Genomic DNA, 19872 nt, shown 5'->3' with positions numbered 1-19872 from the left:
AAAAATATTTTTAATGAAATTTACTTTCAATATAACTAAATTCATTTACTACTTCATATGCTTGTTAGTAAAGTGAAACTTCCTTTCATTTGAAGGGTAGTAAATTATAAGTATAGGAGGATTCATAAATGAAGGTTTTGTTCGTTTGTTCTGGAGGAATGTCCAGCGCAATTGTTGTAAACGCTTTAAAAAAAGAGGCGGAGAAAAAGGGTATGAACATGGAAGTGCATGCGATTGGAACAAGTGAGGTGGAAGAAGAAGTAAAGAATGGTTGGGATGTTGTAATGGTTGCACCACAAGTAAGACATCGATTTGACTCTGTAAAAAAATTTGCAGAAGAGGAATCTATTCCATGCGGTATTATACCACCGCAAGCATATACGCCGCTTGGTGGACCAACTTTATTAAAAACTGTAAATGATTTAATTAGTTAGGGGGAAGTGTTATGAATAAGTTTGTCACGTTTCTTGATAAAAACTTATCTGGACCGATGGCAAGACTTTCTGAACAGAGACATTTACAAGCAATCCGTGATGGAGTTATTTCAGCATTACCATTTATTATTGTAGGAAGTTTCTTTTTAATCGTAGCATTTCCACCATTACCGAAAGATAGTTTCATATCAGTTTGGGCATTAAAGAATCAAACAAGTATATTAATACCATATCGGTTAACGATGTTTATTATGTCTTTATATATAGCATTTGGAATAGGATATAATCTAGCGAAGAGTTATAAGTTAGATGCTTTGTCGGGAGCGCAGCTTGCAGTATGTTCACTGCTATTAACATTAACGCCTGAATTAATTGATAAAAAAGGATTTATGCTTCCGATGACAAATCTCGGAGGTCATGGATTATTCGTGACGATGATTGTTTCTATTTTATCCGTAGAGATATTAAGGTTTTGTAAGAAGAAAAATGTAATGATTAAAATGCCAGAACAAGTACCGCCATCTGTGTCGCGTTCATTTGAAGCACTTATACCTGCTGCATTCGTTATTATTATAATGAGTCTAGTAACTGTCGTTTTTAGCATTGATTTACACCATGTTGTTGATAAATTAGCAGCGCCATTAGTAAAAGCTGGGGATAGTTACTTCGGTGTAATGATTCCAGTGTTTTTAATTACGTTTTTTTGGTCATTCGGAATCCATGGTGTGTCGGTTGTTGGAACTGTTGCTCGGCCATTATGGGAAGTATACCTAGGGAAAAATGGTGAAGCAGTTGCTAGTGGAGCAGATCAGTTGCCATTTATTTCACCAGAGCCGTTATATCAATGGTTTATATGGATTGGCGGTTCTGGTGCGACATTAGGGCTTGTATTAGCTATGATTGTATTCGGTCGATCAAAATATTCGAAAGCATTATCAAGAACTTGTATTGTTCCGGGTATTTTTAATATAAATGAGCCAGTCATATTCGGATTACCGATTGTACTAAATCCAATTTTAATTATCCCATTCATCATTACACCACTTGTAACGGCAACTGTTGCATATTCAGCAACTGCGATGGGATTTGTAACACCAACACATATTATGCCACCGTGGACATTACCAGCTCCAATTGGTGCGTATTTAGCTACAGGCGGAGATTGGCGTGCAATAGTATTAGTTTTTATAAATATAGCAATATCGTTCCTTATATATTTACCATTCTTTAAAATGTACGACAAAAATATGCTTGAAATTGAGAAGAATGGTGAAGGCGAATCTGTTAATCCATAATCGTTATGCTTTAATTTATGAGTGATAGGTATTTTGCCTATCACTTCTTTCACATGAAGTCCAGAGAGGATGAAATGGAATGAATATAAAATTTAGTTATAAAGGTGTATTTTTATTATTATTTGGAGTGATATGTGCGAATTTACTTTTTGTGCCTTTATTAAGAATGCTACATCTATCACAAATGCATAGTATATGGCTCGTTACAAGCATTGCGGCAAGCATTTTGCTTACAGTAGTTGTTTCTTTCATTGATGGATCGTTTGCATCGAAAGCTCAGTTGTTTTTTAGATTTATATTCTTTTCGATCGGTTGTACGTTTGTAACTTACATGATTGTTTTTTAATAAATAGGAGGTCACGCATGTTATGTATATTGCAGGGGTAATGTCCGGTACGTCATTAGATGGAATAGATGTAGCGCTCGTTCGTATAGAAGGGAGTGGTGTAGATTCTAAGGTTAAACTCATCCATTTTACTACAGTTCCATTTCGTAATGATATAAAAAGTGAAATACAACAAGCATTATCAATAGAAAATTCAAATGTCCAACTCATATGTAGTTTAAATTTTAAGTTAGGTTTATGTTTCGCCAACGCTGTAAAAGAAGTTTGTAAAGAGGCCAATTTTTCTTTGGAACAATTAGATTTGATAGGTTCTCACGGACAAACGATTTACCATCAGCCAAAGCAAGATGGCAATATGATACCTTCCACATTGCAAATTGGGGAACCAGCAGTAATAGCATACGAAACGAATACGACGGTTATCTCGAATTTTCGAACGATGGACATGGCAGCAGGGGGACAAGGTGCACCACTTGTGCCATATTCAGAGGTCATTTTGTATCGTCATCAAACTAAAAATAGAATGCTACAAAATATTGGCGGGATTGGTAATGTTACAGTAATACCAAGTCACCTAAGTGATAAGAGCGTTATAGCTTTTGATACTGGTCCAGGGAATATGATAATTGATGAAGTATGTAAAAGATTATTTCAGTTGTTATATGATCAAAATGGTAGGATTGCAAAACGGGGAGTAGTTGTAGATGAAATTTTAACTTATTGTATGAACCATCCGTTTTTGAAAATGAATCCACCAAAATCAACAGGGAGAGAACAGTTTGGAGAAGAATTTGTAAGTGAATTATTGAAGCGATATGAAAAGCATAGTAAAGAAAATATATTGACGACTGTCACGATGTTTACAGCAAGTTCAATTGTTCATCATTATAAGGAGTTTATTCTGCCGTATTATGAAATCGATGAGGTGATATTAGGTGGTGGCGGCAGTTATAATAACACACTTGTTGAAATGTTGCGAAATGGATTGAAGGAAGAAAAGTGCGCAATTTTTATTCAAGAAGATTTAGGGTATTCTTCTGCAGCGAAAGAAGCAATTGCCTTTGCAATTTTAGCAAACGAAACGTATCATCGTAATCCGAGTAATGTGCCAAGCGCAACAGGTGCAAAGCAATTTGTAGTTTTAGGGAATATAACATTCCCGCCAATATGAAGAAAATGAGGCGAATATATATGAAGTATATGATTGGAGTAGATGGCGGGGGAACGAAGACAGAAGCAATTGCCTTTGATCAAGACGGAAAGGAAATTATAAGGGGTAAGGGCGGTTTTGGAAATATATTAATAGATTTTGAAGAAGCTCTTGTGCATATTATGGAAGCAATCGATCATTGCCAGAAAGCTTTAATAAATAACAATTGCGTTTGTATTTGTTTAGGATTAGCAGGTATAAGTGGAGCAAATACAAATGAATTAATATTACGTCTACAAAAGAAGTACGGAACACAAATTGAAGTTTTTAATGACGCAATGATTGCACATGCAGCTGCTTTACAAGGAAAGGATGGAATTTTAACAATTGGCGGCACAGGTGCGATTTGTCTAGGGAAAAAAGGAGAAGTGCACGAGTATAGCGGTGGATGGGGACATATTTTAGGAGATGAAGGAAGTGGATATTGGATTGCATTACAAAGTTTAAAGAGAATGGCAAATCAATTTGATCAAGGCGTTGCACTTTGTCCATTAAGCTTAAGGATTCAAGATGAGTTTCAACTTTTGACGTCGTCTCATATAAAAAGACTAGTTTATAGTTCTTCAAAAGATAAAGTTGCAGCAATTGCACCATTAGTTATTCAGGAAGCGAGAAATGGGAATGATGATGCACATGAAATTATGATGCAAGCTGGTAAGGAATTAGCGAGAATTACAGTAAATCTTTATAATAAGATGCAATTTGAGTTTGCAACTCCCATTGCAGTAAGTGGAAGCATATTGCGTTTAGTTCCTGAAATATATACTGAATTTAAGAAATGCTGCGTAAAGAGTATAGGAGAAGTTACCTTTGTATCACAATCAGAACCAGCAACGAAAGGAACCTATTATTTAATGAAGAATATATATTTTAAAAAATAGAAGCATGAGAATTTTTGTATGATTTGTAAATATATGATGTTAAAATGTATAAAGGGATGTAGATAAAAAAGTACAATATACATAGTCCTTGAATATTGTATAAGTACTCCTACGTAGAAAGTGAATGATTACATGATTAATAGTATGCAATTTTTGTATTTGGTGGCTTCTTATTTATTTGGAAACATATTGACCGCTTATATAGTCACGAAATGGAAACATAACGTTGATATTCGGGATGAAGGAAGTGGTAATCCTGGCGCAAGAAACATGGGGCGCGTATATGGAAAAGGGTATTTCGTTGCTACATTTTTAGGTGATGCAATTAAAGGGGCAATTGTAGTTTCTATTGCAAAATACCTTTTTGAAGATTCTACATTTATAATGTTAGCTTTACTGGCTGTTTTACTTGGACATATTTATCCAATTTTATTTAAAGGCAAGGGCGGTAAAGGCATTTCGACATTTATTGGAGGGCTAATCGCATTTGATTACTTGATAGCGCTTACTCTTGTTGTTGTTTTTATTATTTTTTATTTAATCTTTAAAGGATTTACGAAGCCAGGTTTAATTACAATCGCTTGTTTGCCAGTTTGCATGATTTTGTATTCGTACTCTATTGTTACGACTATTTTAAGTGCTCTCATAATTGTATTTATTTTATATGTAAACCGAGAATGAAATGAACTTTTAATAAGTGGAGTAAATCTCCACTTATCATTTTATTAAATATAAAAAGGAGATAAAACATGGGGTTAATTTATAAAGTTGCTGATAAAGCTTGGGAATTTGAAAGTATACATAAATTGAATTATAAAACATTTGTAGAAGAAATTCCGCAACATGAAGAAACGAAAGAGCGTGTTCGTATAGATCGTTTTCACGAAGAAAATACATATTTAATTTGTTTAGATGACGATAAGTTAGTAGGTATGGTTGCGTTGCGAGGAAAACGACCATTCTCGTTAGATTATAAAATTTCAAATCTAGATTTTTATTTGCAAGAACATGGAGAAAATGTATATGAAATTCGTTTACTTTCAGTAGAACGTGAATATCGAAATGGGAGAGCGCTGTTGGGATTAATTCGTTTTCTACATCGTTATCTGCTTCTAAATGGATATGAATTGGCACTCATTTCTGCGACAACACGTGAACTACCTTTATATGAGCAAATGGGATTCAAACCTTTCCATACGTTAGTTGGTACAGAAGAAGCTGCTTTTCAGCCCATGTATGTAACACCTGCTATGTTTGAAGAATCAAGTGTTGGGGGGATTATGACGAAAGAATATACGTTTTTACCTGGCCCAGTAGACATTGAAGCGAATGTCCAAAAGGCATTTTCTACGAAGCCTGTTTCGCATCGCTCTAAGTCATTTCAAGTGACGATGGGCAATGTAAAGAAACGATTACTGCAGATGACAAAAGCAAAGCATGTACAAATAATGTTAGGAACAGGGACGTTAGCGAATGATGCAATTGCTTTACAATTACGTTCTTTAAAAGGAAAAGGACTAGTATTAACAAATGGGGAATTTGGTAATAGATTAGTTGGACATGCAACACGTGCACAATTACATTTTGATACGTATAAAAAAGAAATAGGAGAACCGTTTATTTATACAGAATTAGAAAAGATAATGGGAACTGGAAATTATGAATGGCTTTGGTTTGTTCACCATGAAACATCAACTGGAATGTTAAATGATTTAGACGAGCTGAACACCATTTGTAACAAGCACGAAATGAAACTTTGTGTAGATTGTATCAGTTCGATTGGAGCAATACCGATAGATTTAAAGGATGTATATTTTGCAAGCGGTGTTAGTGGAAAGGCAATTAAATCGTTTACTGGAGTATCTTTCGTTTTTCATAATCATAATGTGAAAGTAAACGAGACATTACCGGCCTATATGGACATTGGTATGTACGAAGAAAATGAAAGTATTCCATATTCTCATTCATGGAATTTAATTTATGCTTTGCAAGAAGCATTAAAGAGATTTGAAGTTGAAACAGCATTTGTAAAAATAAAAGAGACATATGATTATATGGAAGAAGCTATTACAAGTATAGGACTAAACCTTGTTTCACTTAAAGAACATGCCGCACCAATTATACTTACGATTCAATTAGATGAGGATCAGTCTTCTAAAACAGTAGGTGATGCGTTAGCATTACAAGGATATATTATCCATTATGAATCAGCATATTTACAAAAGAATAACTGGATTCAAATTGCATGTTTAAATGATTATAAAGAACGTGATATGAAGAGGATGTTAAATTGTTTGCAAATGTATATATTACAGAGTGGGGTACATATATAAAGACTTTTTCTTAACATAGATGCTTTCGTATAAAGGAGCTGCGACTTACGAAAACTTAGGAATAGAACATTGGAAGAGGTGCTAGTATGATAACTAAAAAATTACCATTACATATAGACGATATTAAAAAAGCTCAAAAAATTCTGGATAGAAATGCTCGTAAAACTCCATTAGTAAAATCATTTTATTTGACTAGTAAAACGGGTGGAGAAATTCACTTGAAATTAGAAAATATGCAATTAACAGGTTCGTTTAAATTCCGTGGTGCGTTTAATAAAATGTCACAGCTGACAGATCAAGAAAAAGAGAGAGGAGTAATTGCTTGTTCTGCTGGTAATCATGCGCAAGGAATTGCTTTATCTGCTCATTTACTCGGTATTAAGAGTAAAATTGTTATGCCGATTTCTGCACCTCAGGCGAAAGTTGATGCAACTAAAGGATATGGATCTGAAGTGGTTTCACATGGTGAAACCTTTGATGATGCGAAGGCAAAGTGTGAGGAGATTATTAGGGAAACAGGTGAAACATACTTACATCCATATGATGATGTGGAGGTAATGGCTGGTCAAGGTACAATAGGATTAGATATTCTTGACGATATGTGGGATGTTGATACTATTATTGTACCAATTGGTGGAGGCGGAATTATTTCTGGTATTGCTGTTGCATTAAAATCTTTTAATCCATCCATTAATATAATTGGTGTCCAGGCAGACAATGTTCATGGGATGAAGGCATCTTATGACAAAGGTACGATTGTAGAACATTATGAGGCACCTACTATAGCAGATGGTTGCGCGGTAAAAATACCAGGCAATTTAACTTTTGAAGTTGTAAAAGAATTAGTAGATGATATTGTAACAGTATCAGAAGGCGAATTAGAAGTAGCGATGAAAGACCTATTACAGCGTGGTAAAGCTGTTGTAGAAGGTGCAGGTGCATTAGCTACTGCTGCTTTACTTGCAGGGAAAGTGGATACATATATTAAAGGGAAAAAAGTAGTAGCGGTTATATCTGGTGGGAACGTAGACTTACAGCGCATTTCGAGTGTCTGTGAGCAATTTTTTGTAGCGAATGAAGTGAAATAGTTTTATGAAAAAGGAGCTAAGTGAAATTATATTAGCTCCTTTTTCATTATGTTTGTGCGGGAGTAAATAATGACTCCATTTTTAATTTGCTCTTTTCACGAATTTCACTGTCTGCATGGCGCATTACAAATTTATGCGCTATAGCGATTGCTAAAATATCATCTAATAAGCCAATCCCAATAATAGCAGCTATATCTGGAATAAAGTCAATTGTTAATACGTAATAAGATAAAGCGGCTAATATGATAAATTTTGCTTTAGTAGGTAACTCTTTTTTTCTCATTGTGTAGTATAAAATAATACTTTCATATACGCTAGATTTACCGAGATCTGCTGAGCTTTTCTTGAATTTTTTCCAAAGTGTTTGTTTCTCCATATAAACACCCCTTTTACAAAAAATAGATTTTTTAAAAGGATAGACAAAGAAGAGAGAGATTAATCAATTTTATAGTTTTTCTTAATGTATATTTCCATAAAAATAGAGAATTACCTGTTCAAAATAAGAGAATGTTGGCTATGTAACGACTTATAGTGTATATGTTCGTTCTAAGTAAAGGTACTACGCAGATAACGTTCGGTGGTAATACGTATTTAGGTTCATTTTTTACATTAACCTTTGCATTCGTACAATGTTAAATTACTTCTAAATAATCTAATGGTACAACTATTGATGAGAAGTTTTGTAATTCTTGAATAGCCTCTTTATTCCCTGGTGATTCATAAGCTTCTAATGTGATTCTGGTATTATTTGCACGATTAGCCACTTCTTCTAGCATTTCAGATGTTACTTTGATTTAAACTATTTTTCCTCTATTTTCTCTCATTTGCTTGAAAGTTGTCGCTTTGTTGATGGGTTTTTTATTTTCTCAGATGAAGCCGATGAGTTTGAGTTTTAGAATTTTATCGTGGTATTATTTATGTAACAAGGGGATGTTGTAAGAAAAAATACAATTTGAGGGGAAAATGAGAATGGGAATTTATAATTATGAAGCGAAAGAGGATTTGCAAGTAGGAGATGTTTGTTTAGAACGAGATATTTATGAAATTATAAATTTTTATAAGAAAGGATCAATAGTTTTATGTGATTCAGTATCTCGTTTCAGTGCGAATTCAGACAGAATGTTTGAAGTGATAAATAGGATAGAAACATATATGCATAAAAATGAAGACTATACATATCAGGTTTCGGATAGGCTCAAGTTGATTTATGTAGTTGAACAGGTAAGATAAGGAAGCATCCATAACGGGTGCTTTTTTCTTTGTTTTATAGAAAGTACACATTAAATGTGACTTTGAACGAAATGGAAATTTGGATTCGAATTATTTGTGATATGTATAGTAAAATGTATATGGATGATTTAGTTATTATTAAACGTTTAATAAGCGGTATGGGGGAAGAAAAATGAAGATAATAGAACTACCAATTGAATTCGAATTTAACGAGCAAAAACAATGTGTTTATCCAAGTTTAATTATATTACATAATGAATTAACATTAGTCGATACAGGATATACAAATTTTTTACCTTTAATTGAAAATGCGATATTAAAACATGGGTATGAGATGAAAAACTTAAAAAATATAATAATTACTCACTATGATGACGATCATATAGGCTCTTTATACGATTTAAAAGTGAAATATCCTCAAATTAATATTATTGCGAGTGAAATTGAATCAAACTATATTAATGGTGAAATAAAATCAGAGAGATTAGTTCAAGCGGAAGAAATGTTACAACGTATGCCAAATGAAGAAAAAGAATTTGGCAAATGGTTTATACAACAGTTAAAAAATATTAAACATATTTCCGTCGATGAAAAAGTACATGATGGTCAAATGATTTTGAATAATGAATGTCAAATAGTAGCAACGCCAGGACATACTTCAGGACATATTTCATTATATTTTCCGAATTTAAACTGTGTAATTACAGGAGATGCGGCCGTTCAAGAGAATCGTGAGTTAGTAATAGCTAATCCGAATTTTTGTTTAGATATTGAAAAAGCGGAAGAGTCTTTAAAGAGGATTAAAAGTCTTAAAGTCGTAAAGTATTATTGCTATCATGGAGGGAAATTCATTATATAAAATAATAAAAAAACGATCTTTCTTATATAGAAAAGATCGTTTTTTTAATTCATAGATTCTGCAATTCTTATTAAATTAGGAACATTGTATTTTCTTTTTATGTATAGTTTGTTACCAAGGGCGATTTTATATTGAAAACCGTCCTTCTGAAAGATAAGTTCGTATGCTAAATCAAAATGAGGATTATATACTGCCTTTATATTATGTTTTAAAATGTAAAATTTAGTGCCCTTATGTACATATTGATCTAATTTATGTTGAACTGGTGAAACAGTGATTTTAAAAATCCCATTACTATCTTTATTGTAGTATCGTAGTTCTAAGTAATCGTTATAGATGTACCCTTGAAATTCATGAATTTCGAACGGGAATTTTGTAGGAGTAAGTATATGTTCCTTACACTTCATTTCATATTCTTTTACAATAGTAGCTTCCTTCATAAATGGATTCGTTCCATCATAAATTTGATTAATTTGAGATATTTTATTATTCTTTGTTACTATTTCTAAAATGCAACCGATAGTAAATTCATTATCAGTGTCTTTGAAATAAGAAATAAGAATTGTTGTATCTTCTTTTGGAGATGGTACTATTTTAATTTCATGAATAGGTTTTTCCTTTTGAAAATTAGGTAGTTCAACTCCTTCTGTTACATATGACTGCATTAATTTTTTATCATTTTTGAGTAAAGCTTGTTTAAATTCACTGATTACATCTGTTTGAGATTTCGCCATTATAATTGTGGTGGATTGAAAATATAGTAAGAAAAATAAGCAAAAAATTTTTATGAATGTAGTAGTTAATTTTATTATCATATAACTATCTTTCTATAAATTTGAAATATATATGTATAGGAGGAGAAAAGATGAGTTTATTGCTTGATGTAATAATGGATATAATTTTATTTTACCCTCGAAATGACATGAAATTAAAACATCATATCGCAAAATTAAGTGAATTTGAGTGGTTTCGAAATCTACATGAAGATCCGAAGTATACAAGTTTAATTTGGAGTAATAAAAAAATTAAGAAGTTCATTTTGTCTTCTACTAACATGGAAGCACTAATAAAATCTGAGAAAAAGCAAAAAGAATTTGTTCACCTAGTACACGATGAATATAAAAAAAGCAGATAAGAATTTTTTTATTTTTCATATTTGGCGAAACAAATGGTACAATGGAAGCTAATGTGAAAAATAAGGAAAAGAAGTGGTCTATTTGAAAAACTTTTTAGAATTAGGAATTAGTGAAACTTTTAATCATACATTACGTGAAAATGGAATTACAGAAGCAACACCGATTCAAGAGAAGGCAATTCCTGTTATACTGTCAGGTAAAGATATTATTGGGCAGGCGAAAACAGGAACGGGTAAAACGTTAGCATTCGTGTTACCGATTTTAGAAAAAATCGATCCAGCGTCTAGTGATGTTCAAGCTTTAATTGTTGCACCAACAAGGGAACTAGCCCTGCAAATTACAACTGAAATTAAAAAAATGCTTGTTCAAAGAGAAGATATTAATGTACTAGCGATTTATGGTGGGCAAGATGTAGCACAACAATTGAGAAAATTAAAAGGTAATACACATATTGTTGTTGCAACACCAGGACGATTATTAGATCATATACGACGTGAGACAATTGATTTAAGTAATCTTTCAACGATTGTACTAGATGAAGCGGATCAAATGCTTTATTTCGGTTTCTTATATGATATTGAAGATATTTTAGATGAGACACCTGGTAGTAAACAAACGATGTTATTCTCAGCAACGATGCCAAAAGATATTAAAAAATTGGCGAAGCGTTATATGGATGAACCGCAAATGATTCAAGTACAAAGTGAAGAAGTAACGGTAGATACAATTGAGCAGCGTGTCATTGAGACGACAGATCGTGCAAAGCCAGATGCACTTCGTTTTGTTATGGATCGTGATCAGCCATTTTTAGCTGTTATTTTCTGTCGTACAAAGGTTAGAGCAAGTAAGTTGTATGATAATTTAAAAGGACTAGGTTATAATTGTGCTGAACTTCATGGTGATATACCTCAAGCGAAACGTGAAAGAGTTATGAAGAGTTTCCGCGAAGCTAAAATTCAGTACTTAATCGCAACGGATGTAGCAGCTCGTGGACTTGATGTAGATGGTGTAACGCACGTATTTAACTTTGATATCCCTGAAGATGTAGAAAGTTATATTCACCGCATTGGCCGAACAGGACGTGCAGGTGGATCAGGTCTTGCAATTACATTCGTTGCAGCGAAAGATGAAAAACATTTAGAAGAAATTGAAAAAACGCTTGGTGCACCAATACAAAGAGAAATAATCGAACAACCGAAGATAAAACGTGTAGATGAAAATGGAAAACCGGTACCAAAGCCGGCTCCGAAGAAATCAGGCGAATATCGTCAAAGAGATAGCCGTGAAGGTTCAAGAAGTGATTCAAGACGTGGTTCGAGAAATGGCTCAAGAAGTGATTCAAGAAATAGTTCAAGAAATGAAAACAACCGATCATTTAATAAGCCAAGTAATAAAAAAGGTAGTACAAAGCAAGGTCAGCAAAGACGTGGCCGTTAAATAGTTATAATTGTAAAGAGTCGCAAAATATTGTGGCTCTTTTTTTGTTTGTATAGAAAAAGGATGATGGCAAGAAAAAACAAAAATTTCATTCACCGTATTTAAAACTTATAAAGGAAATTTTATAGTCCAAAACCAGTAGAACAAGGGTATTACAACCATGTCGTAATTCAAGAACAAGTGCAACTTACGTATGGACAATATTTAATCGAAAAAAATTGAGAGAAAGCAATTCGTACTAGCTCCTCTGATGATGATACGAATTATGAAAAAATCAATTGGTATAACGATACGAAAATATCTTTTGCTAATAAAGAATTGGATGATTTGGTGAAAGAAATTTATAACACATTCAAACGATACGGGAATGTTATGCTACAGCAAAAAGAGAACGGAACTTATTATGTCTACTATTTCAGTAGACCACTTTGGTTGAAAGAAAAGGTATTTAAGTGAGCGAGTATTTTCATTACACATTCCGCAATTATCGAAATGGAACAAGAGAAGTTTATGAAGGATTTAACTCGTATGGGGGTACGAACGTTGGAAACTGAAAAACTAATTTGTTAGTTTTGTTCGATGGGGAACTCGAGAAACACAACTGCCATCCTTATTGGGAAATTGCTTACTACGACGATGAAGGTAATGTAATGTAAAGTTACCAGATGAGATAGTATGCGAAATAAGAAAAAAGGACTAGCAGTCTTACCTGCCGTCCTTTAATAGGAGAAAAAGTAATCTTGTTTAGAACTACGCATAAACAGAAAATCTGCTTGTAATTAGTTTTACCCTAAATATACGTGTCTATACAAAAAAGGGATAAGTAAAAAATACTTATCCCCGGAAGGGAAATCCCAAGCACCAAAATGGCTCGTATTGGTCTGCAGGTTCAAAAATAGTATATGTAAAACAAAAAATCTCATACAAAAAGCAGACAACGGTTTTGGTTGTCTGCCAGTGAGTTCAATGAGTTAGCTAATTGTGATAATTTGCATCCCTATTACGAGAAGAGTGAAGCTGCTAGTTCAAATAGCTTGTTGGTATTATTATCGATTTCTTAAAAAATATACAGAGAAAGCAGATAAGTGAAGAGCCTACCTGCTTCTGCTGTAACAAAAGAAGGAAGTATTAGCCGTGGACACGGCGGCTTGAAAATAGTATGTATTTTTATTTGAAAAATATTCAAAGGGTGAAGAAACATGGAATGTTTAATAAATGGTATTTGCGAAATTAATCAGCTAATTAGTAAAACAAAGAGAAAAACAATGAGCAAATATAACAATAAAAAGGTAAATGTTCAAAAGAGTGATGAGTATAAAGTAAAATAGAATAGCTATATTAAAGCTTGATTTTCATAAAAAATAAAGCACACATATAAGTGTACTCTTATGAACGCTTTAGATTTGTGTGACTACATAGTCACCATACAATAAAATATGCTTGTTTGATATAAATGTGTGTCAAATCTATAACATATATTTTGGGGTGTATAAGGAATATTAAATGTTAATTAGCCAAGCATATTGTTTTTATTAACGAATTTGTGCAACTGTTAAAGCGGCAGAACGAATATCTACGGTACCAATTACTTCAACGGGTACAATTTGAATTAAATCGCCAGGGTTTAAGTTTATTAGGATGACACCGCTTGATACATCTACTTGACCAGTGCCAATGATATTAGAACGGACTGCGGTTCCAGATCCTGCAATAATATTCGTTGATGAGTTTAGTGTCAAGAAAAAGCGCGCTGCTTCCGGGGCTACTGGAACATTATCGAGGCTGATTGTTAATGTATAACTGATTTGATAAATACCAGCTACTTGAATTCTAATACCAGTTCCTGTACTAATTGTATCATTGATTACAGGGACAGTAATGTTTGGATTTGGGCCCGTACTAGGTAGTAGTAGTGGTGTGAATAGTGTTGCAAATTGGGGTGAAGTAGCATTAAAAGCAAAACCGAGAGCTGGTAGAGTACTGGGGGCTTGTGCTCCACAATTAAAGTTTGTGAGCTTACAACTAGATGAGCGCATATTTTCACTCCTTTCTTTCATTTAGATTGCGTGAGTAATAACCTCACGTTTTGGACATGCATAATACAATATATGAAAATTTATAGTGAATAGTGCAAAGGTGTACTGTTATGGATAAAACTAACTACCTATTGTACAAAGGTAACACTACGCTTACAGAAATAGTTTGTAACCTAAAGTTGAAAAAATAGTATGAATAGAGTTGAAAATATTATTTAGAAATGAAAGAAAACCAAATAAAAAAGAGCGCGCATATAAGCATACTCTTTGACAAGAAAGGTAGGTTTTTATGAGTGGATTCCTCCATACAATAATATATGCTTGTCCGTTTAATAGTTGAGAAAGGGAGAATGCATATGGAACAAATTGAAGCGTATAAGAAAATAAAAATTTCATTTTGTAGAAAAGGGGAATGGATATATGTATTTATTGGGAAAACGCAGTTAAAGAATTCTTAAAGAAGCAAGAGCAGGAACGAAATAAAAGAGCAGCTAGCAAAAGCTAACTGCTCAATACAAGGAGATACAGAGAAGACTACTTTACATGAATATTGGCATACAGCCTACATTCAGTATTGACCGAATATTTATTTTAAATCCAATTTATTTAAAGTAAACATCCCAACAGATAAAATGGCTGCACCTGCTACAGAACCTAGCCAGTCTCTCCAGCCTAATGTATTTAAAGATGCATCTGTTAAATCCGTAATTAAGAAGATAGCAAACATTAATACACCAAATGCTAAGCATCCCCAAAATGTTTGCAAATATTTAATTATCTTCTTTCGGAACTTGCTCATATAAATCACCCTTATTAATAATCTATATTTTTATAAATAAATTATCACATGTGCAAAAATTAAAAGTATGAAATATGCAAAATTACATATTAGAACTTAACAAAATAATCCATTCATAAGTAAATAGATCGAACAGAGGGGAACCGTATCGTATGAATCAATTGTCACTTTTTGAAGTCATCGATGAAAAGGAGATGCGTAGACTTGTGGTAAAGGAGCTGAAAAAATACAAAGTATTGTGCGTCTGAATGAAGAATCAAGAAAATAGGATCAAGCGGGGGCATCGTTCTTTTCCTAAAATGAAAGGCGACGATAAGAAACATGAGATACGTTTTAAACAAATTGAACGGAAGTTAAAAAATAAAAATTTATAAAGGAAATAGAAAGAAGGATGTTGTATATAAACAATAATTAGGAAACTTTTTACTAACTAAACATATAATTGAAATAGACCGACAGTCGGTCTGGCGGGAAGGAGAACGTGAATGCGCATAGTTAAGGAATATGAGGAGCGACGAAAGGAAATTTTAGAAACTGCTGAACGTTTATTTATTACGAAAGGTTATACGAAAACAACAGTAAATGACATTTTAAAAGAGATAGGGATAGCAAAGGGGACGTTTTATCACTATTTTAAGTCGAAAGAGGAAGTAATGGATGAGATTATTATGAGGATTATTAAAGAAGATGTTGCTAAAGCGAAAGTAATCGTCTCTAATCCAAATATACCAGTATTAGAAAAGTTATTTCGAGTTTTAATGGAGCAATCGCCAAAATCAGGGGATGTAAAAGATAAAATGATTGAGCAATTTCATCAACCAAATAATGCAGAAATGCATCAAAAAAGTTTAGTACAATCTATTATTCATTTATCCCCTGTATTGACAGAAATTTTAGAACAAGGAATTGAAGAAGGGATATTTTCAACTTCCTATCCACAAGAAACGATTGAACTATTACTATCTTCAGCGCAAGTCATATTTGATGATGGGTTATTCCAATGGAAGCCGGAAGAAATGATGAGGAGAGTGAAAGCTTATATTAAAATGATGGAAGTATCTGTTGGAGCGAAAGAAGGATCCTTTAATTATATGATGGAGGTTTTAATGAAACAGAAATAATATTTTTTCTGTTTGCTTATTATAGACCGACAGTCGGTCTATAATAAAGGAAGGGTGTGATTATGATATCTATTAGTATAAAACCTTCGATGAAAGATTTTTATTTAATGGTGAGTGGGCAAATTATTACTATTTTAGGTTCAACACTTTTACGTTTTGCTCTGTCATTATATGTACTAGATATAACAGGGCGTGCTGATATATTCGCAGGATTATATGCGATAACAAGTATTCCATTTTTGTTAGCTCCTCTTGGCGGAGCGATAGCAGATCGTTTCAATCGCCGTAATGTAATGGTTATTTTTGATTTTATAAATGCTGCCATTGTATTAAGTTTTATTGTTTTGTTATTTACTGGATCTGTATCTATTCTATTGATCGGAACAATTATGTTTTTACTGGCGATCATTAGTGCAATGTACTCACCGGTAGTCATGGCGAGTATTCCGCAATTAGTTCCAGAGAAAAAGTTAGAACAAGCGAACGGTACCGTAAATGGTGTGCAGGCATTATCTAATATAGTTGCTCCTGTATTAGGAGGAATATTGTACGGCATAATTGGTTTGAAAATGCTCGTAATAATAAGTTGCTTCGCTTTCTTTTTATCTGCGATTTTAGAAATGTTTATCACAATACCTTTTATAAAGAGAGTGCAAGAAAGCCATATCATACCGACAATTGTAAAGGATATGAAAGAAGGGTTTATATACGTTTTAAAACAGCCATTTATTTTGAAATCTATGCTTTTAGCCGCATTACTAAATTTAATACTGACGCCGCTATTTGTTGTTGGTGCTCCAATTATTATACGAGTAACAATGGAAAGTAGCCACACGTTATATGGAATTGGAATGGGATTAATCGATTTTGCTACTATTATAGGTGCATTATCAATAGGTTTTTTTGCGAAAAAGTTACAAATGAAAACATTGTATTATTGGATGATTTTAATAGCTTTATTAGTAATACCAATGGCACTATCAGTTACACCATTTATTCTTAATTTAGGATACTATCCACCATTTATCCTCTTTATACTTTCTTCTATTCTAATTGCAATGATTATGACAATTGTATCCATCTATGTGATTACTGTAGTTCAAAAGAAAACACCAAATGAAAACTTAGGAAAAGTATTGGCAATTATAACAGCGGTATCCCAATGTATGGCACCGATTGGGCAAGTCGTATATGGTTTTATGTTTGAAGAATTCAGTATGAAAATTTATTTACCTATATTAGTTATTAGTTTCATAATGTTATTAATAGCAGTTGTGACGAAGAAAATACTATCGAATGAAGGGAACTAGCTTTATATGATTAGGAGAATGTTAAAAAGAGATTTCTCTCAAAATAAAATGATAATTACCATTTTATTTATGTTTATCATGTTATCAAGTCTTTTAATGGCTAGTGCTTCAAGTAACGTTTTAAATCTTTTGAACTCAATGGATCAATTAGTTAAAGTATCAAACGCACCGCATTTCGTACAAATGCATGCCGGAGAAGTAAATCAAAAGTCAATTGATTCCTTTGTAGAAAAAACTCCGTTTGTAAAAAAACAGCAAACGGCTGAGATGGTTCAAATAAATGGATCTAACATTTTTATAAAGAAGAAAAATCAAGCGGAACATAATAGTGTAATGGACATAAGCTTCGTTAAACAAAATAGTAAGTTTGATTTTTTATTAAATTTAAATAATGAAGTGGTCGATGTTAGGAAAGGGGAAATAGGTGTACCAATTTATTATATGCAAAAATATAATTTGCGTATTGGAGATAAAATATGGGTTGATAAAAATAAGAATGAACTAGAATTTATTATTTCAGCATTTGTTCGTGATGTTCAAATGAATCCATCAATTGTTAGTTCAAAACGATTCGTAATAAGCAATGAAGATTTCGAAAGAATAGAAAGGAATTTTGGAGAAAGCGAATATCTTATTGAATTCCAGCTAACAGATGTAAATAAAATAAATGAATTTGAAAATCTATACGAGTCATCGAACTTACCTCAAAAAGGTCCCTCTATTACGTATTCACTATTTAAAACACTCAATTCATTAACGGATGGAATAATAGCTTCAGTACTTTTCATGATAAGTGCATTAATAATGTTAATTGCAATGTTATGTATTAGATTTACGATCATTACTTCGATGGAAGAAGATTATCGGGAAATTGGTGTTATGAAAGCACTTGGGATTCATAACAAAGATATTGAAAAACTATATATAACAAAATATGTTGTTATTTTAGCTGGTGGATGTATATGTGGATATATACTTTCACTATTTGTTACAAAGATATTCACTTCTAATATCACTCTTTATATGGGGGCGGCAGATAAAAGTATTTTACACAATGTTGTGCCATTAATAATCACAACATTGTTATTTTTAGTCGTTATCATGTTCTGTCGTATCATTTTGCGGAAATTTAGGGGAATTACAGCAATAGAAGCTTTACGATCAAGAGATAAACTAGGAAAAAGAAAGATTAGAAAATCTTTTTCAATCAAACAAACTAAAATTACAAATGTAAATATATTTATAGGAATACAAGATGTTATAAAAAGATTTAAGTTATATCGCGTATTAAGTATCGTATTAATAATAGCTGTGTTTATGATTGTGGTACCTGTTAACTTTTTGTATACGATTCAGTCACCGAAGTTTGTTAATTATATGGGAACAGGAAAAAGTGATATTCGAATTGATTTACAGCAGACTGAAAATATAGAGGAACGATTTAAGGACGTAATTTCATATATACGAAATGATGAAGAAGTAGAAAAATATGCAGCATTTATAACGAGTACATTTAAAATGGTTAGCGCTGATGGTACACATGAAAACTTAAATGTAGAAGTGGGAGACTTCACTACATTTCCATTAGATTATATTCAAGGTAGGGCACCAAAAAATGAAAATGAAATTGCTCTTTCCTATATGAACGCAAATGAATTAAAAAAGAGTGTAGGGGATTATATCATTTTATTTGTAGATGGGAAAGAGAAAGCGCTAGCGATTAGTGGTATATATCAAGATGTAACGAATGGCGGGAAAACAGCTAAAGCTAGTTTTTCTAATAATAATGAAAATATATTATGGTATGTAGTAAATGTAGATTTGAAGCCTAATGTGGATTTGCAAGAACAAGTGAAGGAGTATAAACAAAATTTTAGTTCTGCAAAAATAACAGATACGGATGATTATTTAACGCAAACTTTAGGAGAGACAATTAAACAATTAAGACTCGTGACGCAAGTGACTATTTTGATTGCTATATTGATATCAGTTTTAATTACTGCAATGTTTTTTAAAATGTTATTGGCAAAAGACTCTTCACAAATATTAATTATGAAAAGTATAGGATTTTCATACAAAGATATTCGTATACAGTATGTCACTCGTTCTATTGTCATTGTATTATTAGGCATTGTGATAGGGACATGTATAGCTGCTACGTTTGGTGAAATGTTAGTAAGTTGGTTAGGGTCTTTTATGGGAGCTGCTCATATAAAGTTTGTCGTGAATCCTATCGTTTCTTATATAATATGTCCAGCTATTTTATTTATAGCTGTGACTGCAACAACACTTTTCAGTAGTTTTACTATAAATCAAACAAATGATGTAAAGCCAAATGGGGAGTAGGGGTGTAAAAC

At 32.7% G+C, this 19872-nt stretch carries 23 protein-coding genes; 18 read left to right on the top strand and 5 right to left on the bottom strand.

Going from position 1 to position 19872, the window contains the following annotated elements; genetic code table 11:
- The first annotated feature begins 128 nt into the window (after positions 1-128).
- The 8 genes from DN390_RS29500 to tdcB all read left to right on the top strand — a co-directional run bounded on the left by DN390_RS29500 (position 129) and on the right by tdcB (position 7587).
- Positions 129-434 carry a PTS sugar transporter subunit IIB gene (locus DN390_RS29500; RefSeq protein ID WP_098760740.1) on the top strand — a complete coding sequence of 102 codons (306 nt, stop codon included), beginning with the start codon at positions 129-131 and terminating at the stop codon, positions 432-434.
- Positions 435-445: 11 nt separating this feature from the next.
- Complete coding sequence (locus DN390_RS29495; RefSeq protein ID WP_001032281.1) at positions 446-1729, top strand: PTS sugar transporter subunit IIC; 1284 nt, start codon at positions 446-448, stop codon at positions 1727-1729.
- A 79-nt stretch (positions 1730-1808) separates the two neighbouring features.
- The gene (locus tag DN390_RS29490; RefSeq protein WP_001021970.1) at positions 1809-2075 is read left to right on the top strand and encodes a hypothetical protein; all 267 of its coding nucleotides are present in this window, start codon (positions 1809-1811) and stop codon (positions 2073-2075) included.
- Positions 2076-2097: 22 nt separating this feature from the next.
- Complete coding sequence (gene anmK, locus DN390_RS29485) at positions 2098-3246, top strand: anhydro-N-acetylmuramic acid kinase AnmK (protein ID WP_147809240.1); 1149 nt, start codon at positions 2098-2100, stop codon at positions 3244-3246.
- A gap of 20 nt (positions 3247-3266) precedes the next feature.
- Complete coding sequence (locus tag DN390_RS29480; protein ID WP_147809239.1) at positions 3267-4166, top strand: BadF/BadG/BcrA/BcrD ATPase family protein; 900 nt, start codon at positions 3267-3269, stop codon at positions 4164-4166.
- A gap of 132 nt (positions 4167-4298) precedes the next feature.
- A complete protein-coding gene (gene plsY / locus DN390_RS29475) occupies positions 4299-4847 on the top strand; it encodes a glycerol-3-phosphate 1-O-acyltransferase PlsY (RefSeq protein ID WP_060630846.1) in 549 nt (182 codons plus the stop codon).
- A gap of 68 nt (positions 4848-4915) precedes the next feature.
- A complete protein-coding gene (locus tag DN390_RS29470) occupies positions 4916-6499 on the top strand; it encodes an aminotransferase class V-fold PLP-dependent enzyme (RefSeq protein ID WP_147809238.1) in 1584 nt (527 codons plus the stop codon).
- An 86-nt stretch (positions 6500-6585) separates the two neighbouring features.
- Positions 6586-7587 (top strand): bifunctional threonine ammonia-lyase/L-serine ammonia-lyase TdcB, encoded by a 1002-nt coding sequence (gene tdcB / locus DN390_RS29465; protein ID WP_147809237.1) that lies wholly within the window; start codon positions 6586-6588, stop codon positions 7585-7587.
- Positions 7588-7633: 46 nt separating this feature from the next.
- Here tdcB and DN390_RS29460 read toward each other — a convergent pair whose 3' ends face one another.
- The gene (locus DN390_RS29460) at positions 7634-7963 is read right to left on the bottom strand and encodes a YkvA family protein (protein ID WP_098952882.1); all 330 of its coding nucleotides are present in this window, start codon (positions 7961-7963) and stop codon (positions 7634-7636) included.
- 256 nt (positions 7964-8219) lie between these two features.
- Positions 8220-8363: a hypothetical protein gene (locus DN390_RS30950; protein WP_179885077.1), complete on the bottom strand. Its 144-nt coding sequence runs from the start codon at positions 8361-8363 to the stop codon at positions 8220-8222.
- Between the two features lie 193 nt (positions 8364-8556).
- Between DN390_RS30950 and DN390_RS29455 the strand changes: the two genes are divergently transcribed.
- Genes DN390_RS29455 through DN390_RS29450 form a run of 3 tightly spaced genes read left to right on the top strand, consistent with a single transcriptional unit; the run spans position 8557 to position 9676 of the window.
- The gene (locus tag DN390_RS29455; protein ID WP_000513510.1) at positions 8557-8817 is read left to right on the top strand and encodes a hypothetical protein; all 261 of its coding nucleotides are present in this window, start codon (positions 8557-8559) and stop codon (positions 8815-8817) included.
- Between the two features lie 29 nt (positions 8818-8846).
- Complete coding sequence (locus DN390_RS30945; protein ID WP_170955050.1) at positions 8847-8993, top strand: hypothetical protein; 147 nt, start codon at positions 8847-8849, stop codon at positions 8991-8993.
- The gene (locus DN390_RS29450) at positions 8990-9676 is read left to right on the top strand and encodes an MBL fold metallo-hydrolase (protein ID WP_147809236.1); all 687 of its coding nucleotides are present in this window, start codon (positions 8990-8992) and stop codon (positions 9674-9676) included. Before DN390_RS30945 ends, DN390_RS29450 begins: the two co-directional genes overlap by 4 nt.
- A gap of 44 nt (positions 9677-9720) precedes the next feature.
- Here the strand turns inward: DN390_RS29450 and DN390_RS29445 are convergent, their stop codons facing one another.
- The gene (locus tag DN390_RS29445) at positions 9721-10491 is read right to left on the bottom strand and encodes a hypothetical protein (RefSeq protein ID WP_147809235.1); all 771 of its coding nucleotides are present in this window, start codon (positions 10489-10491) and stop codon (positions 9721-9723) included.
- Positions 10492-10541: 50 nt separating this feature from the next.
- Between DN390_RS29445 and DN390_RS29440 the strand changes: the two genes are divergently transcribed.
- From DN390_RS29440 to DN390_RS31480, 4 genes are all read left to right on the top strand, one after another.
- On the top strand, positions 10542-10811 hold the full coding sequence (locus DN390_RS29440) for a hypothetical protein (RefSeq protein WP_097950158.1): 270 nt from the start codon (positions 10542-10544) through the stop codon (positions 10809-10811).
- 73 nt (positions 10812-10884) lie between these two features.
- Positions 10885-12249 carry a DEAD/DEAH box helicase gene (locus DN390_RS29435; protein WP_147809234.1) on the top strand — a complete coding sequence of 455 codons (1365 nt, stop codon included), beginning with the start codon at positions 10885-10887 and terminating at the stop codon, positions 12247-12249.
- A 231-nt stretch (positions 12250-12480) separates the two neighbouring features.
- Positions 12481-12705, top strand: coding sequence for a hypothetical protein (locus DN390_RS31735; protein ID WP_370513499.1), 225 nt, complete (start codon positions 12481-12483; stop codon positions 12703-12705).
- A 743-nt stretch (positions 12706-13448) separates the two neighbouring features.
- Complete coding sequence (locus DN390_RS31480) at positions 13449-13577, top strand: hypothetical protein (protein ID WP_255444304.1); 129 nt, start codon at positions 13449-13451, stop codon at positions 13575-13577.
- A 204-nt stretch (positions 13578-13781) separates the two neighbouring features.
- Here the strand turns inward: DN390_RS31480 and exsF are convergent, their stop codons facing one another.
- Both exsF and DN390_RS29420 read right to left on the bottom strand, forming a co-directional pair.
- Positions 13782-14285: an exosporium protein ExsF gene (gene exsF / locus DN390_RS29425; RefSeq protein ID WP_147809233.1), complete on the bottom strand. Its 504-nt coding sequence runs from the start codon at positions 14283-14285 to the stop codon at positions 13782-13784.
- 586 nt (positions 14286-14871) lie between these two features.
- The gene (locus DN390_RS29420; RefSeq protein ID WP_147809232.1) at positions 14872-15084 is read right to left on the bottom strand and encodes a hypothetical protein; all 213 of its coding nucleotides are present in this window, start codon (positions 15082-15084) and stop codon (positions 14872-14874) included.
- A 485-nt stretch (positions 15085-15569) separates the two neighbouring features.
- On the opposite strand from DN390_RS29420, the gene DN390_RS29415 reads away from it, so the two are divergent.
- From DN390_RS29415 to DN390_RS29405, 3 genes are all read left to right on the top strand, one after another.
- Positions 15570-16205, top strand: a complete 636-nt coding sequence (locus tag DN390_RS29415; protein WP_029438347.1) for a TetR/AcrR family transcriptional regulator — start codon at positions 15570-15572, stop codon at positions 16203-16205.
- Positions 16206-16267: 62 nt separating this feature from the next.
- Positions 16268-17515 carry an MFS transporter gene (locus DN390_RS29410; RefSeq protein WP_147809231.1) on the top strand — a complete coding sequence of 416 codons (1248 nt, stop codon included), beginning with the start codon at positions 16268-16270 and terminating at the stop codon, positions 17513-17515.
- 6 nt (positions 17516-17521) lie between these two features.
- A complete protein-coding gene (locus DN390_RS29405) occupies positions 17522-19861 on the top strand; it encodes an ABC transporter permease (RefSeq protein ID WP_147809230.1) in 2340 nt (779 codons plus the stop codon).
- Positions 19862-19872: the final 11 nt, after the last annotated feature.

The sequence above is a fragment of the Bacillus sp. SH7-1 genome (assembly GCF_008042405.1).
GTDB lineage: Bacteria > Bacillota > Bacilli > Bacillales > Bacillaceae_G > Bacillus_A > Bacillus_A thuringiensis_N.
The sequence above is the reverse complement of the archived record's forward strand: the minus strand, read 5'-3'. Positions and strand labels throughout refer to the sequence as shown.